This is a genomic window from Bacillus cereus group sp. BfR-BA-01382 (genome assembly GCF_022663475.1).
In the GTDB taxonomy this organism is placed as follows: domain Bacteria; phylum Bacillota; class Bacilli; order Bacillales; family Bacillaceae_G; genus Bacillus_A; species Bacillus_A thuringiensis_S.
The window spans coordinates 1-15,751 of sequence record NZ_JAKUFQ010000055.1 but is presented as its reverse complement, the minus strand read 5'-3'; the positions used below and the strand labels follow the sequence as shown (position 1 = coordinate 15,751).

Sequence of the window (15,751 nt, the reverse complement as noted above, 5' to 3'; positions counted from 1 at the left end):
TATTTAATAACACCCGAGCTCTGCTTTATAGAAAAACCATTTTTTCTTCACGCATGCACTTAACATATCAATTCCTGATTCATGTGCTCTTACATGCGGAAAGAAATAGTGCTCTGAGTTTTCTTCCTTACCATATAGAGTTTGGTACTCATCTGGAATCGCTTCTTTTTTCACATCTTTTTCTTTCGTCACCCCACCAGAAAACGCAACACTTGGATGTCCCTCAAAAAATAACGCAGTCCGAACTGCCAAAGATGGTGTACTATGCAAAGCAGAATATGTAAGCAAAATAATAGTGATAACACCGATCATTCTCTTCATGTATTACTCCTTAAAAAAAAGTGCTAACACAATTATACTAAAATGTGTTAGCACTTTCTCCCCTTTATCCCGAATTAACGAGCTACTCATGAGGAATGGACAAACTTTATTCCCCTTTAAATGCTGGTAAACGTTTCTCTAAAAACGCAGCAATTCCTTCTTTATGATCCGCTGTTTGTCTCATTGCATATTGACCACGCTTTTCTAATTGCAATGTTTGCTCTAAATTAGAGCGATTTACTTCACATAAAATTTGCTTCGTTTGAATCATTGCTTTAATCGGTTTTTGTGACCATTCATTAATTTTTTGCTTCACAGCCGTTTGGAAATCTTCGCCGATTACTTCATCAATTAAGCCGATATCAAGCGCTTCTGTCGCTGATAATTTCTTGCCTTCCCAAATAATTTGCTTCGTCATATTTTCACCGACGCGCTTTTGAAGGAAGAAATGACCGCCTCCATCTGGAATTAAAGCGATTCCAATAAAGTTCATCGCAATAACAGATGATATATCCGCCATTACATAATCAGCTGTTAACGCAATACTTAACCCAAGACCTGCAGTTGGTCCATGAATTGCACTAATAACAAGCTTTGGCATCGTATATAACGTCACGACAACTTCAGAAATAGTATTCATAATGCCATCAAACTTACTTTCATCATTACTTGAAAGCATCGATTTAATATCCCCACCCGCAGAAAAACCACGGCCGTTTCCGCATAACACAACGATATGCGCAGAACTTTCCGCTACTTCTTTCAACTTTTGTAATAACTCTTTTAATGTCGGCTCATCTAACGCATTTAACACCTCTGGGCGATTGACCATAACCGTTGCAACGTGGCCTTCATATTTCACAACGACAGATTCTGTTTTACTTGTTATTTCCATTATATATACCCCTCTTTTCTCCATAAAGATTATACTTATATAATTATAGAGAACCATTGAAAAATCCTTCTTTTTTCTCAATTTTCTGTCTAATAATCTCGCAATTTGTACATATACCGTATAAAACATACAATTCCGTTGAAAAATATAGAAATTAAAGTCGGTTTATCCATGCTTTTCATCTATTTACCATTACAATGAAATGGTGTATTCTTAAGTTTGATAAAAAAACAAATATTGAAATTCATTCGCCTTACTATGTAAAAAAGGCTTTATACCCATCTTTTGGGTGTTGTAATAAAGGAATGAAGAACTGGAGGAACATATGGTTACTAAGTTGAAACAAACGGATAACTACTTCCCACATTTCCTATTGCTATTCATTGTGTTTCAACCAATTTTAGATTTATTAACATCTTTTTCAATCTATATATTACACATGAGCGCAACAGTTGGAGTTGTAGTCCGTTTCGCCTTTATGCTTCTTGCATTAGGATACCTACTTCTTCATCACAAACAACAAGATGCGAAAAAGTACATCCTCTATTTATGTTTACTCGGAATCGCACTCGCAATCGGTCTTGTAAATAATATGATGGTTAAATCTCCAGTTTCATTTGGAGAAGAAGTTAAATTCATCTTAAAGAGCATATATCCAATTGTGCTACTGTTTGGATATATTATCGCCTTTAAAGAGCTAAAAAATAAAGAGTATGTATTTCATAAAATCATTACATATTTCTTATATGCAACTTTAATTTTAAGCATCACAATGATTGTCGCAATGCAAACTGGAACAGATTTCCCAAGCTATCCTCACTCAAAAATCGGTTCAAGAGGTTGGTTCTTCGCTGGAAATGATTTAAGTTCTCTTTTCGCCATTATGTTCCCAATCATTGTCTTATATTCGATACATAAAACAACTTCTTTCTCGAAAATATATTACTGGATTCCAACAATACTTGCGATGTATGCAAGTATTATGGTCGGAACGAAAGTCGGATATGGCGCAATTGTTATTACATTAGGCGTAGCACTTTTCTTCTCATTCATTGAATACATGATAAATCGTAAAAAAGAAGGAAAAGGATTTACACATATTGTAAATACCATTGTTGCCGCAGTTATACTAGGAGGTTTAATTGCTCTTACACCGCATACTCCTATCGCAAAAAATATGGGCATTCACATGCAAATATACGAATACAAAAAATCAGTACAAGAAGAGAAAGATCGAAAAGAAGGAAAAGTAATTAAAGAAGATCCAGAAGATGCAAAAAAACATGCAAAAGGTGAACTTACAGATTCTGAAGTGAAAAGTTTAATTTATAGTGATCGCGACAAATTCTTAAAAACATACAAACAATACTATAAAGACGCACCGCTTTCACAAAAACTATTCGGAATGGGTTACGCTGGTAACTACACAGATAAAATTAAATTAATTGAAATGGACTTCCATGACCTATTTTTCGCCTTTGGCATTGTCGGTTTCCTTATTTACTTATTACCACTTCTATACTTTGGTATTAAATTATTCATCAGCATGATCACAAACTTTAAGAAAATCATGAAAGTAAAGTATATGCTATTAGCGAGCACACTCATTCTATCACTTGGCATTGGTTTTATGTCTGGCCACGTATTAACAGCGCCAGCCGTTAGTATTTTCTTCGTTGTTATACTCGCTTATATCATTGTTGATTTTGAAATTGAATAGAAAGAAGGTGCTACGAAATATTAGTAGCACCTTCTTTTTTATTTAATTAATGTTTTACGTACTCTAAGCTTTCTTTTGCAATATACGCTTCAGTTACAGTAGGATTATCTGAAATAACTTTAATCCACGCTTTTCCATTTATTATTTCTTCACCAGTAACTGTGACAACTACATTTGTATTCAAACGATACAGTCGCTCATTTGATATACTAGGATTCTTTTTCACTTCTACGTTATTCATCACACGTGCAAGTTTATACTTGTTGTATTCTTTTTTACCTAAATAAGAATCAAAACGGTTCATATGCCCCGCTACTTTTTTACCCCAGTTCGCATCAGATGCATATTTCGCATTTAAACCAGCAGCTTTATCACCTGTATATGTTGCTGTATAACGCCAATGTCCTGGATTTAAATATCCTTCATTCATGTATAATTTTGCTGCATGTTCAATACAATCTTCTTTTGAATTAAATGCTTCCCCGTTACCATATGGACTATCGTCTGTTGCTTTTAAACCAAATAAATTATTTTTATCTTTTGCAAGAGCGCTTGTTCCATAATAACTTTCATGGATTGCTAATGAATATAAGAATAATGCATTTACATTATACTTGCTTTCTACTTCTTTAAATTTCTTTCCTAAACCAATTAATGGAGAGTCTGGCTTAATCGATTTCACATAACTATCTAGTTGTTCAGCTGTATAATTTGTTTTCGAACGTAATGATAAATAATTGAAATATTGATAGAAAGTTTCATCTCCAAATGTTTTTCCATCTACACTATACATTTGCTGTCCTTGCTTCATGAAAGAAGGTGCCACACCATATCTAAATTCTGTATATCCAGGTGAACTTGTATTATATGTATAATATTTATGGTATAAATATCCATCTGATTTCACATAATAAGACGACTGTTTCATTTCATTTGTAGGAATTAAAGTGATTTCATTCTTCTTCACATAACCTGTCAAACCAGAAAGTTGAACTTTCACACGATCTTCGCCAACTTCTAACACTTTCAATTCTGTTCCATACTGAATATACGTATATACTGTTGACAAATTCTCATCATAAATATTAATGATGTTTTGCCCAGTTATTCTTTTCGCACTTGCAAAACCATCTTTAATCCATAAGAATTCGTTCTCGTATTTTACCGCATTCATACCTTTATTTTGAGCAGCCGTAACTGCCTCTTTATACGTATTATAGCGCTCTACTTCTTGCTCTGTTCCGTTTTCTCTTACATTTGTCACAACATATTTCTTAGTTTCTACAAGATTGCTATTTCCGTTTTTTTCAATTGTCTGAAGCATACGATCCAACATAGCTGAAGCCATCCCTCTTGTAGCTGATAAATGTGGTCTAAATGTATTATCTTCTGGATACCCTTTAATAATTTGAGTAGCCACCATAACTTGTACATGCTCTTTATAGTTAATACTATCTTTATCAGTAAAGGTAAGCGGACTTACAGCTACTTTAATATTTTTATAGTCTAATGCTCGCTTTACCATTATCGACATTTCTTCACGTGTAATCACATCATTTGGTGAGAACGTCTCGTTCGTACGACCATTAATAATTTTCGCTCCATATGCTCTACTTACACCATCATATAAACCGTAAGTCTTCGGCACATCCTCGAAATTCGAATCAGCTTTCGGTAAATTTAAAGACCTTGCTATGAATGTAGCAAACTCTGCTCTTGTTACTAATTTATCAGGCGCATATACATTCTCACCATACCCCATTAAAACTCCTTTAGTAATAAGTGAGCGCATATGCGTCTCAAACATATGTCCTGTAATATCATCATTTGCCGCATAACTTGAAATAGGAGTTAAAAGTAATGATCCCGTTAATGCCACTGCTGTTATACCTTTTGAAAAAGTCTTCAAGGTTATCCTCCTCGTAATCTACGAATTTATTATCACAAATTTGATTATATAATAATCGCAATCATTTTAGCATAATAAATAGGAATTAAAATAAAACGTTTTTATAATTATAATTTTCATTAAATTCAAAACAAAAGACACTTTACTTTTTTAATAAAGTGTCTTTTTCCATATGATCAATGAGTTTCTTTGTTGCCTGTTTGCCTTGCAACCGAAGCTCATCTATTATTAATTGTAACTCTTGCTCCACAGTTCCTTGTTGCATTAATTGCTTTTTCGCAATTTCATATAAATACTCCGCACTCCATTCGCCATCCACACTTCCTATAACTGGCTGATTCACTTGACTTAAAAACGAATCAATTTTCGGATCGTACGAAATCCCGACCATTGGAGTTTTGGCTACAGCAGAAAAAACAAGTGCATGAAGACGCATACCAATTAGTAATGAACATTGTGATAAAATGAATATTTTCTCGTCGATATCCATTTTATATGGAAGCATATACGTCTCTTCTCCCATTAAGTCTACTACTTCACGCGAAGCTTTTTGATCAAATGGCTCATGCATTGGAACAAATAGAATTTGGTATCCTTCTTGCTTTAATTTTTTTAATGCCGTAGCTAATTTTTTTACATAATCTTCTTTTGAATTCCAATAACGCACACTAACCGCGATTACTTTTCCATGTATCGAATGCTTTTGCAACCAATCCGATTGTTTTGTCCGTTTCCATGTTAAAACAGGGTCTGGAACAATTTCAATATCGTTTTTTATGCCAAGTTCTTTTAAATATAAAAACGAATCTTCATCTCGAACTGATACATAGGAAGCTTTTGACAAGTTCCATTTTACTAATAGACGATTATATCCTTTTGTAATTGGACCTATTCCTTGTGAATAAATATAATACGGCTTTTTTAATAATCGAGCGAGTCCCATAATACCCGTATAATATAGAATACTCTTCGTACTTGTCTGATCTTGAAGAAGGCTCCCGCCACCGCTAATAACTCCATCACTGTTTTTGATTGCATGATAAACAGCTTTTATATTCCAGCGATCTACCGATTCTACACCATACCTTTCCTTTGTATATTTAGAATCATTTGATAGTACTACTAGTTCTATATCCGGGTTCTCTTTACTTAACGATTCAATAATTGATTGTAGAATCGCCTCGTCTCCAACATTATAAAAACCATAATATCCTGATAAGACTAAACGCACCCTAAATCTCCTCCAAAACTAGGTAACCGTTTATTTCATCTAACATAAACTGGTACCCATTCCTTACCTAAACACTTAATACCCTACATAGTTTCCTCTTTATCAGCTCATATGAATTTTAATAAAAAATTAAATTTTTATATTTATCTTTTCAAAAATGGTATTTTTTTTATTGATATCCATTTTAATTTCAAAGCACATACACCATACAAAATGGTTGTAATACTTAATGCTATACCACTGAATAATAACGTCATAATTCTTGAAGATGTAACATCTATCACATTACATAGTTCATACAATCCTAGTCCGAAAATACATGCTATTGCTAGCACACCGAAAAAGTTTTTGAAATGAATAGAATAGGCAATATAGCTTCGAATATACAAATGATTTACAATACAAATCAATACGTAAGTAATTAATGTACTATACGCCGCTCCATCTATGCCAAACTTCTGCACTAACATAATGTTTAACACGACTTTCACACAACTCGCGCCAATAACAATCCATGCAGCTTGTGCAGAACGATTAATCCCCTGTAAAACACCTATTGATAATACCATAACCGCAGTAAAATACGAACTGCCAATCATAACTGTTAACATACTACTGCCTTTTACGTCTGTGAACAATCCGACATTTAACGGTACTGTTAATGCCATCAACCATACTGTTAATGGTGCTGTCAAAACATGCGCTAGTCGATTTGTATTTTGAATTGTTATTTTCGCCAAATTTATATCTCTTTTGGCCAATGCGGAAGTTAAGAGTGGTATTAACGGAAATACAATTGCACTTGCAAAAATAACAATTATTTGCGTGAATGCAAAACCGCGACTGTATATTCCAAATTGTTCTTGAATTTCTGTTGATGATCCTTGTAATACATGCGGTATTGTAAGCGAGTCTACTAAATTTAAAAGCGGCATTGATAAAGCTCCGATAGCGATTGGGATCGATACCCGCAATATCTTTTTGCCGTTTTCTCTTAAATCTCGGAGCGAATAGGAATTGCTTTTATTGTAGTATGGACTTCTATTATATTTTATACGCAAATATATAAGCGAACTAATGACTCCAAGAAAAGAGCCAACCATCGCACCACTAGTAATAACAGTATTACTCTTATCCCACGATACTAGTATGTAAGCAATTATTAACATAAAAAACACACGGACAAATTGCTCAATGACTTGTGATACTCCTGTTGGTTTCATATCACCGAAACCTTGGAAATACCCTCTATACACCGCCATGTATGGCGCAATGAGTAATGCTAATGAAGTAATAAGCAACGGCATTCTAGTTTCTTGTCCACCGAGCATATTTGCAATTTCAATAGAAAATAATACAATGACTAAACAGCCGAAAACGCCAAATGCTATCCCTATAATTGACGCTGATTTAAATAATTTCGCAATTTCCTTTTGCTTATTTTTTTCGTTCAACTCTGCAATTAGTTTCGAAATTGCAAGTGGAACTCCGGCTACCGATAATGTAAGAGCAATCATATATACAGGAAAAACAAGGCGGAAAATACCTAGCACTTCATCTCCTGCAATATTTTGTAATGGAATTTGAAAAAAACTACCAAGCAATTTCGACAAAAAAGTTGTAATGGTTAAAATTGCTGCTCCTTTTACAAATGTTTTATTCATATTTTTTCTCTTTTCTTTTATACATATACTCTCAAACATATTGTTTTAAACGATAGGGATTCACTTTATCCCATTGGTTATCATAACAAATTTATTATAGGTTGAATACTTGGTTTTTTTTTCAAAATAGAAAACAGAACCAATTCAAACCTATCTCTTCACAATCTTTTTCTAATTACTTCCATTATATATGTACACATTATAACCGTTTCTGTTACGCAAAAAGAGCTCTTCCTCTCTATCACTGCGATACATATTACTAAAAACATTATAAGAATATCCCACAACTCTACATTATAATTTATGTAAAGTTGTGAGATATTCTAATTGCTATCTAAACACTTAAGATTTTCAATTGCTCTTTCTGTTCATCGCTTGCCATTACTACAATTGTTTTTTCAATACTTGGATGTACTTGCTCAAGCTTTACACTTGCCCCTACTTTATTTGATTGCTCAACAAAATTTAATAATGCCATAGCTCCTGATACATCCATATAACGCACATCTTTCATACGTAATACAACTGGTGACTTCACATCTTGTAAAGTAGAGAAAATACGATCTACTGATAGGAAAGAGAGCGGTCCTTGAATTGTATACGTTTCTTCTCTTTCTTTTACGATAGAAGTTTTACGTTCTTTACATTTCACCATATATATGATGAACGAAAGAATAATACCGAATGCAACGGCAATCATTAAATCGAACTTCACCGTTACAATCATCGTTACGAGCATAACAACGACATCACCTTTAGGAGCGACATGCATCTTTTTCATGCTTTCCCAATCGAACATTCCAATACCAGTTAAAATTAAAATACCTGATAATACAGCAAGTGGAATATATTGTACGACCGAACCAAGACCCATAATAAAAATAAATAAGATAACACTATGCATACATGCCGAAAGTGCCGTTTTACCACCACTTCTTATATTCACGATAGATCTTACAGTCGCACCTGCACCTGCTAATCCGCCAAACAATCCGCTCATCATATTACCGATACCTTGTCCAACAAGCTCTTTATTACTTTTATGACGCGTACCTGTCACATTATCCATTACGACCGATGTTAACAACGAGTCAATCGATCCTAATAAAGCAATACTAAGCGCTGGTAAAATAAGTGCTGCTATTCCTGTTCCACTTAAAGATGGAATATGAAGCGTAGGCATCGCTTCTGGAATGGTTCCAATCTTTTCAATTACTTTATTTAGTGAAAGATTTCCGATAATCGGTAACTTTACTGCAAGTCCTTCGAGTAGAGAAGAAAATAAAGGAAGCAAAGCTGTCACACCGACTAGTGCTACTAAACTAGACGGAATCGCCTTAATCCATTTGCCAGAAACAATCATTACAATAATCGTTAACACAACAAGTAGAAAACTATTTTGTACATGCTTTATTTCACCTAAAATAATGATTAATGCAATACCATTCATAAATCCTGAAACGACAGGATACGGAATATATCGAACGTAAGAACCGAGCTTACATACACCGAATAAAATTTGAAATAATCCTGCCATCATAAAGGCAATAAAACTTGCCTCTAACCCGTGCGTCGCAATAACTCCAGTTGCGATAACGGTAATTGGTCCAGTTGGCCCCGTTACTTGCCCAGGTGTCCCGCCAAATAACGCTGCGAATAAACCTGCAAAAATCGCACCATATAATCCAACAAGCGCTCCCTCAGACGTTCCTGTCGCGGCAATACCAAATGCAATCGCAAGTGGTAACGCAACAATCGCAACAGTAAATCCTGCTAAACATTCCTTTGCTATTTTTTGAAACATAAAAAAACCACCTTTGTATAAAGTCCATGTTCCATTGTACACCTAAAAAGATACATTCGTTAGCTCACTTTTTACATTCTCGTGACGTAAACGGATTTAATGAAAAGTTTCCCCCTTATCTTTGGAAACAATTGCAACTATGCTATAATGAACAAATTAAATCTTTTACTATATACTTGGAGGCACTATGCTAACTTTTGAAGAAAAATTATCGATTATTGAATCTTTCCCAGAACTAGAAAGAAAGAACGTATCATTAAAACGTGTAAACTTCCACTTTGAAGAAAGTCGTTTAGATAAAAAGAACGTTGTATTTCATTTACACCCAAATGGAAATGGATTTGTGTATGCAAGCGGTATTAAAGGTTACAAAACGGATGATAAAGGTATGGTTAACATCCGCGAGTTTTCAGCAGAAGAGTTACGTTCAGTAATTGAGAAATCAATTGACCTTCTATCACAAGAAGAAGTAGTAGCACCTGTAGAACCTGCGAAAGAAGAAGAATGGCAGAACGAAGATGGTCATATTCTTACTCTTATTTCAGAGGATGACATGTGGAACGTGTACGCTGGTGTAAACTTAGACGGTACATTCAACTCTTATCCAGAAGCTGCGGAATACCTTGATGAAGAAGGTTTTTCACGCAAATAAAAATAGAAAGTGGGTATCCCCCACTTTCTATTTTTTTGTCCCTTTCAATGACTCCCTCAGCACAAACTTCTGCAACTTCCCGCTCGCATTACGCGGAAGTTCATCTACAAATAAATAATGACGCGGACGCTTATAATCTGCTAATTCGTCACTTTCTTTGCAATACGTTTCTAAATCAGCTTCTGTTATTGTTTCATCTTTCTTCACAATAACTGCCACCACACGCTCTCCCCATAATTCATCTGGCTCACCAAGTACCGCCACATCTAATATACCGTGATGACTATGAAGGAAATCTTCAATTTCACGAGGGTAAATATTTACACCACCGCTAATTACCATATCATCAACGCGATCTGCAACGAATAAATAACCATCTTTATCGAAGTATCCTAAATCACCAGAATGATACCATCCTTTATACATCGATTTTTTATTTGCCTCTTCGCGATTATGATAGCCAGCCATCATAGTTGGGCCACGTAAAATAATTTCTCCCACCTCATAAGGAGGTAATACATCATCTGGTTCTGCCGGTGCCTCCTCGTTCGGTTTCACAATACGAACTTCGTGGCTAAAGCATGGCGTGCCTGCTGAACCAGCTTTCGTAATTTGATCCTCCTCTACGAGAAACGCAACAACTGGTCCCATTTCTGTCATTCCGTATATTTGAACAAGGTCAATATAAAGACGTTCTTTACATTCCTTCACTAACGCCGGCGCCATTGCCGCTCCGCCATATATACCAATTTTCATTGAAGTTAAATCATACTGAGTTAAATCTTTTTGCAACAACATATTCCACATCGTCGGTGCTGCAAAGAACGTCGTAATCTTTTCTTCTTGAATCGTATGTAATACTGTTTCTGTATCAAAATGATGCAAAATAACATTCTTCCCGCCAACTTGAATGCGTGGTATGATTCCGGCATTTAATTCACCACAGTGATATAAAGGCGCAACAACAAGCCCCACACTATCTCTATTATATTTTAGGAAATACGTACAAATCATACTATGCTCAGCCATTTCACGATGACGATGTAACACACCTTTCGGATGACCTGTCGTACCGCTCGTATAAAGCATAGAACAAAAGTCCATTTCATCAATTTCGATATTTACTTTCTCAGAAGATGCTGCATTCACTTTTTCATGGTAGGAACTTGCATAGGAAGGTTTATCGTTTTCTATAGACCAAAAAGATGTATTTGGAAAATCTCGTTCAATGATAGCAACAGTTGACTCAACTGCTTTTTCAAAGACAACGACTTTCGAGGATGCGTCTTGAAGAATATAAGATACTTCTTTCGCCTTTAAACGAAAGTTAATTGGGTTAAAAATCGCACCAATTTTCGCACAAGCTAAGTAAACGTTTACAAATTCATGGCAGTTATATAAGTAAACAGATACCGTATCTCCCTTTCTTACTCCGTCTTCTAATAAAGCGTGTGCCGTTTTATTTATTTGTTCGTCCCACTGTTTATATGTCCAGCGAATATTTTTTTCAGGTTCCACTAACGCCTCTTTATTCGGATACTTACCAACAGATAAATCAAAAATTCTCCCTATCGTCATGTACATGCCAACAATTTCCCCCTTTTCTCTTTCATAAATCTATCATTTCGTCCATAAGTAGACATTGTCCTTCAATGTTTTGACTAATTTTTCTGATTATTATCGACATAGTTTTACAACACGTGCAAACCTTTGATACATGAAATTATATTGGCGATTTTTCAAATATATCGACCGCAATTCAATTTATAGCAGCGATTTTTCGAATATATCGCCTTACTGACAAAAGCTGACAATATAAAAAAGAGAGTGTTCCGATTTGGAACACTCTCCCTCTTATACAAATAGCTCTTCTAAAATTTTCAGTTTATCTTCTGTATATTTTACAAAGCCATCGTTATATGATTTTGGATCTTTCGGATTTGCGAAGTGCGTAATTGCCCCCGTCTTCGGATGAACAAATTTACTTGATGCACCGCAACCAAGTCCGATAATTGATTGTACTTCTTCCATAATGACAATGTTGTAAATACTCTCTTGCGTCGGCATTGCATAACCAACGTTCTCTAAGTTACCTAAAATATTCTTTTGACGATATAGGTAATATGGTACGTAATTATGCTTTTGCGTCCACTCTTCTGCTTCGTGCATCATCGCTGTAATCTCTTCGCGACCTGCTACTTTATATTTACGTTTGTTTTGCGTCATTTCAGAAGCACGTTTAAATGATAACGTATGAACTGTTAATGATTCTGGCATTAACTTTTCTGTTTCATCTAACGTATGCTTGAAGATATCTAACCCTTCACCAGGAAGACCAATAATTAAGTCCATATTAATATTGTTCATTCCCATTTCACGAGCTAAATGGTATTTCTCAATTGTTTCTTCTACAGTATGGTGACGTCCAATTGCTTTTAGTGTCTCTTGATGATATGACTGCGGATTAATACTAATACGGTCAATGTTCCATTTATTTAACACTTCTAGCTTTGCTGGCGTGATCGTATCTGGACGACCTGCCTCAACTGTTACTTCACGTACATTTTTCACGTCTGGGAACGCTTCGTACATTTCTTCATACAGCATATCCATCTCTTCTGCTGTAATACTTGTAGGTGTACCGCCGCCATAATAAATCGTCGTAACTTTCACACCTTTTTCTTTTAAAAACTTACCAATTTCACGAACTTCATAATGTAAACCACCTAAGAACGAATCAACAGACCCTTGGCGTCCATTAATCGCATAAGCCGGGAATGTACAGTATGCACATTTCGTTGGGCAGAACGGAATACCGATATAAATACTTACTTCTTCTTTCAAACGGTATAAATCCGGAACAACTGCTAATTGGCAATCAACAATGCGCTGAAGAAGTTCAATCTTCTCTTCATGAATTAAATAACTTTCACGAAGTTCTTGATGCGCTTCTTCCTTTGACATACCATTTTGAAGCATTTTATGAAGAAGTTTCGTCGGACGTACTCCCGTTAAAATACCCCAGCTTTGTTCAAGTCCAGTTAACTGCTGAAGAACAGAAAGATATACATAAGAAACAACGTGCTTCACTTGCTTCATACGCTCTTTTTCATCTGTGAAAGCAGATAAATCTTTCGAGAATGTTTCTTCATACACATTTCCTGTGCTAACATCCGTTAATCGAGCGGATGCTTTCACATTATCCTCAATGTGTATATCAACGATCAGATTCGCTTCCTCTTGTTCAAATCCAATCGTACTATCTTCAAAAAATAAGCCGCCAATATTTTGTAGCGGACGTAAAAAACGATCATCTTGTAACGTTTTAATTGAAATTAACACATTATCACCTTTTCATTTGCAAACTCTCTTTAGTTTACTTGAAGGGCGTTTACAGGTCAATACAGAAGGTTTTACCTGTTTCTCTTACATTTTTTCAAATAATTCTTTTTATGAATATCGCTCATGTATATAGACATCATGATTTTCTCTTGTTAAAATTTATTAGTACAAAAAATCGTTACATAGCGAAAATACAATATATAAAGGAGGAATGTTAACACTAGATTCCATAATCTAATGTGTTAAAAAAAATATGAAAAAGAAATTTTATAGTGTATTAACTCTCTCTCTTGCATTACAAACTGTTCTTGCACCTACTTATTCATTTGCAGAGAGTGCTGAAAAATCCGCCGAAGTATATACGGAGGATCAAGTTTTTAAAAGTATTAAAGAGCATGTTAATGAGCATAGTACTCATGAAGAAGATATCGAGGTTACTGGTCAATTCCTACTATATACTTCAAAAAAACATTCATTATATACCGCGAATGATTTAAAAAACAAATCGAATATGGAGATTACAGAACAAGTCGTAACGGCGACAAAGAAAAAAGGAAATGCTTACTACATAACGACGTCAACTGGCGCTGGATGGATAGATAACAATGATAATAGCTTAGAAGTTCAAGAGATTCATAAACTATCTAACCAAAAATTAATCGTAAAAGAAGAAGCTTCCATACATGCACTTCCGTTCCAATCGTTTAACGAAGAAGGGAAACTACAGCCACAAGTCATTACTCCTACTGAACAAGCTGGAAATTGGTTTAAAGTCCAAATAAATGAAACAGCAAAATGGATTTATGCACCTTCTGCTACATTTGAAGGTACAAAAGCTTCATTACTAAAAAACGTTCGTTCTGCTAAAAATAGTTTATTAAGAGCTCCAGATGCTCTACAAACAAACAATATTTATGGCGTTACATTTAAAGAAATGATTGTCCCTAAAGGAAATGACGATATTCGCCCTGGCTACCCGATGGTACCTAAATATATTACGATTCACGAAACGGCTAATACAGCGAAAGGTGCTAATGCTCTAAATCATGCAAAATTCTTAGATAATCAAGCACGCGGAACAGCTGATCGCGCCGCATCTTGGCATTTCACAGTAGATGATAAAGAAATTTATCAACATCTTCCAGTAAATGAAGTTGGATGGCATGCTGGAAATAAAACTGGAAACTATGAATCTATCGGAATTGAAATTGCCGTTAATCAAGATGGAAACTATGAAAAAGCGGTAGAAAATGCCCGTAAATTGGCAGCTTATTTAATGAACGACTTAAATATTTCTCTAGATAAGGTCCAAAAACATCAATTTTGGTCAGGGAAAAACTGCCCTGCGTTTATGATTCAACGCGGACAATGGAATGCTTTCTTAAAAGGAACTGAAACATACTATAAGGAAAACCAAAAAGATCCAGTAACTGATGACATTACAGGTGGATGGTATGAACAAGACATTCGTCAATTAGCAGCTAGAGGCATTATGCAAGGAGAAGGGAACGGCAAGTACTTCCCAGAACGTCTTGTAACGCGTGCTGAATTCGCTACACTAATTACTCGTGCTTTACAATTACCAAGTGGAAATGCTAAGTTCACAGACTTAGAACAAGTACACCCATCTTTAAGAGACGGTATTAATCGTGCAGCAAGCGCAGGCATAATCCGCGGACGTGGTGATAATACATTTGATCCAAATACCACAATTACACGTGAAGAAGCTGTTATTATGATTGATCGTTCTCTAAAACACGCTGGTATTTTTGCAAAACAAGTTGAACTACCATTTGTAGACCAAAACTTAATTTACGCTAAACAAGAAGTACAAAGAGTGTATGGATTTGGAATTGTAAAAGGTAATGAATTTAATCAATTCGTACCAAAAGGACCATCACAACGCGCTCACGCAGCTGCATTTATAAACAGAATGCTTAGCGTAATTGAAGCTTAAAATATTTATCATTCCATATAGATATTTACATTTTATCTGTATTCACTTAAAAGGCATCAGAGACTATATATCTCTGATGCCTTTTATACATCTGTTAGCTATTTTTAGCCATGAATCTTAATCGTATTCCTAATAACAGAAGCATAAAACCGATGAATGGAACGTAATTCGTATTGTGTCCTGTAGCTGGAAGTTGTTGATTATTAGAAGAACCTTGTCCTTTTTCTGGTAAATTAGGTTTTTCTACTCCCTCACC

Annotated in this window: 12 protein-coding genes; 3 read left to right on the top strand and 9 right to left on the bottom strand. The window is 35.1% G+C overall.

Annotated features, from left to right (window positions below):
• Positions 1–3: 3 nt before the first annotated feature.
• Positions 4–321 carry a hypothetical protein gene (locus tag MR160_RS20260; protein ID WP_000827125.1) on the bottom strand — a complete coding sequence of 106 codons (318 nt, stop codon included), beginning with the start codon at positions 319–321 and terminating at the stop codon, positions 4–6.
• Positions 322–427: 106 nt separating this feature from the next.
• Positions 428–1,240: an enoyl-CoA hydratase gene (locus MR160_RS20255; RefSeq protein ID WP_001999174.1), complete on the bottom strand. Its 813-nt coding sequence runs from the start codon at positions 1,238–1,240 to the stop codon at positions 428–430.
• A 301-nt stretch (positions 1,241–1,541) separates the two neighbouring features.
• On the opposite strand from MR160_RS20255, the gene MR160_RS20250 reads away from it, so the two are divergent.
• Positions 1,542–2,936, top strand: a complete 1,395-nt coding sequence (locus MR160_RS20250; RefSeq protein WP_079245106.1) for an O-antigen ligase family protein — start codon at positions 1,542–1,544, stop codon at positions 2,934–2,936.
• Positions 2,937–2,982: 46 nt separating this feature from the next.
• Here the strand turns inward: MR160_RS20250 and MR160_RS20245 are convergent, their stop codons facing one another.
• From MR160_RS20245 to MR160_RS20230, 4 genes are all read right to left on the bottom strand, one after another.
• Positions 2,983–4,845 carry an S-layer homology domain-containing protein gene (locus MR160_RS20245; RefSeq protein WP_242297925.1) on the bottom strand — a complete coding sequence of 621 codons (1,863 nt, stop codon included), beginning with the start codon at positions 4,843–4,845 and terminating at the stop codon, positions 2,983–2,985.
• Between the two features lie 142 nt (positions 4,846–4,987).
• Positions 4,988–6,076 (bottom strand): polysaccharide pyruvyl transferase CsaB, encoded by a 1,089-nt coding sequence (csaB, locus tag MR160_RS20240; protein WP_001241599.1) that lies wholly within the window; start codon positions 6,074–6,076, stop codon positions 4,988–4,990.
• Positions 6,077–6,219: 143 nt separating this feature from the next.
• Positions 6,220–7,740 carry a putative polysaccharide biosynthesis protein gene (locus MR160_RS20235; protein WP_001044004.1) on the bottom strand — a complete coding sequence of 507 codons (1,521 nt, stop codon included), beginning with the start codon at positions 7,738–7,740 and terminating at the stop codon, positions 6,220–6,222.
• A 334-nt stretch (positions 7,741–8,074) separates the two neighbouring features.
• The gene (locus tag MR160_RS20230; protein ID WP_000486648.1) at positions 8,075–9,544 is read right to left on the bottom strand and encodes a SulP family inorganic anion transporter; all 1,470 of its coding nucleotides are present in this window, start codon (positions 9,542–9,544) and stop codon (positions 8,075–8,077) included.
• Between the two features lie 187 nt (positions 9,545–9,731).
• Between MR160_RS20230 and MR160_RS20225 the strand changes: the two genes are divergently transcribed.
• Positions 9,732–10,196 carry a hypothetical protein gene (locus MR160_RS20225; RefSeq protein WP_000954998.1) on the top strand — a complete coding sequence of 155 codons (465 nt, stop codon included), beginning with the start codon at positions 9,732–9,734 and terminating at the stop codon, positions 10,194–10,196.
• Between the two features lie 27 nt (positions 10,197–10,223).
• Here the strand turns inward: MR160_RS20225 and MR160_RS20220 are convergent, their stop codons facing one another.
• Both MR160_RS20220 and MR160_RS20215 read right to left on the bottom strand, forming a co-directional pair.
• Positions 10,224–11,780 (bottom strand): fatty acid--CoA ligase, encoded by a 1,557-nt coding sequence (locus tag MR160_RS20220; RefSeq protein WP_000281977.1) that lies wholly within the window; start codon positions 11,778–11,780, stop codon positions 10,224–10,226.
• Positions 11,781–12,050: 270 nt separating this feature from the next.
• Positions 12,051–13,538, bottom strand: a complete 1,488-nt coding sequence (locus MR160_RS20215; RefSeq protein ID WP_000908777.1) for a coproporphyrinogen III oxidase — start codon at positions 13,536–13,538, stop codon at positions 12,051–12,053.
• Positions 13,539–13,791: 253 nt separating this feature from the next.
• Between MR160_RS20215 and MR160_RS20210 the strand changes: the two genes are divergently transcribed.
• The gene (locus tag MR160_RS20210; RefSeq protein ID WP_000726534.1) at positions 13,792–15,495 is read left to right on the top strand and encodes an S-layer homology domain-containing protein; all 1,704 of its coding nucleotides are present in this window, start codon (positions 13,792–13,794) and stop codon (positions 15,493–15,495) included.
• A 94-nt stretch (positions 15,496–15,589) separates the two neighbouring features.
• Here MR160_RS20210 and MR160_RS20205 read toward each other — a convergent pair.
• Positions 15,590–15,751, bottom strand: a 162-nt coding sequence (locus tag MR160_RS20205) for an LPXTG cell wall anchor domain-containing protein (RefSeq protein ID WP_153601653.1), incomplete at its 5' end; no start/stop codon positions are given.

Coding starts and splice junctions, on each gene's coding strand:
- MR160_RS20210 (WP_000726534.1), top strand. CDS start 13,792: ATGAAAAAGAAATTTTATAGTGTATTAACTCTCTCTCTTGCATTACAA.
- MR160_RS20220 (WP_000281977.1), bottom strand. CDS start 11,780: ATGTACATGACGATAGGGAGAATTTTTGATTTATCTGTTGGTAAGTAT.
- MR160_RS20255 (WP_001999174.1), bottom strand. CDS start 1,240: ATGGAGAAAAGAGGGGTATATATAATGGAAATAACAAGTAAAACAGAA.
- MR160_RS20235 (WP_001044004.1), bottom strand. CDS start 7,740: ATGAATAAAACATTTGTAAAAGGAGCAGCAATTTTAACCATTACAACT.
- MR160_RS20260 (WP_000827125.1), bottom strand. CDS start 321: ATGAAGAGAATGATCGGTGTTATCACTATTATTTTGCTTACATATTCT.
- MR160_RS20250 (WP_079245106.1), top strand. CDS start 1,542: ATGGTTACTAAGTTGAAACAAACGGATAACTACTTCCCACATTTCCTA.
- MR160_RS20230 (WP_000486648.1), bottom strand. CDS start 9,544: ATGTTTCAAAAAATAGCAAAGGAATGTTTAGCAGGATTTACTGTTGCG.
- MR160_RS20225 (WP_000954998.1), top strand. CDS start 9,732: ATGCTAACTTTTGAAGAAAAATTATCGATTATTGAATCTTTCCCAGAA.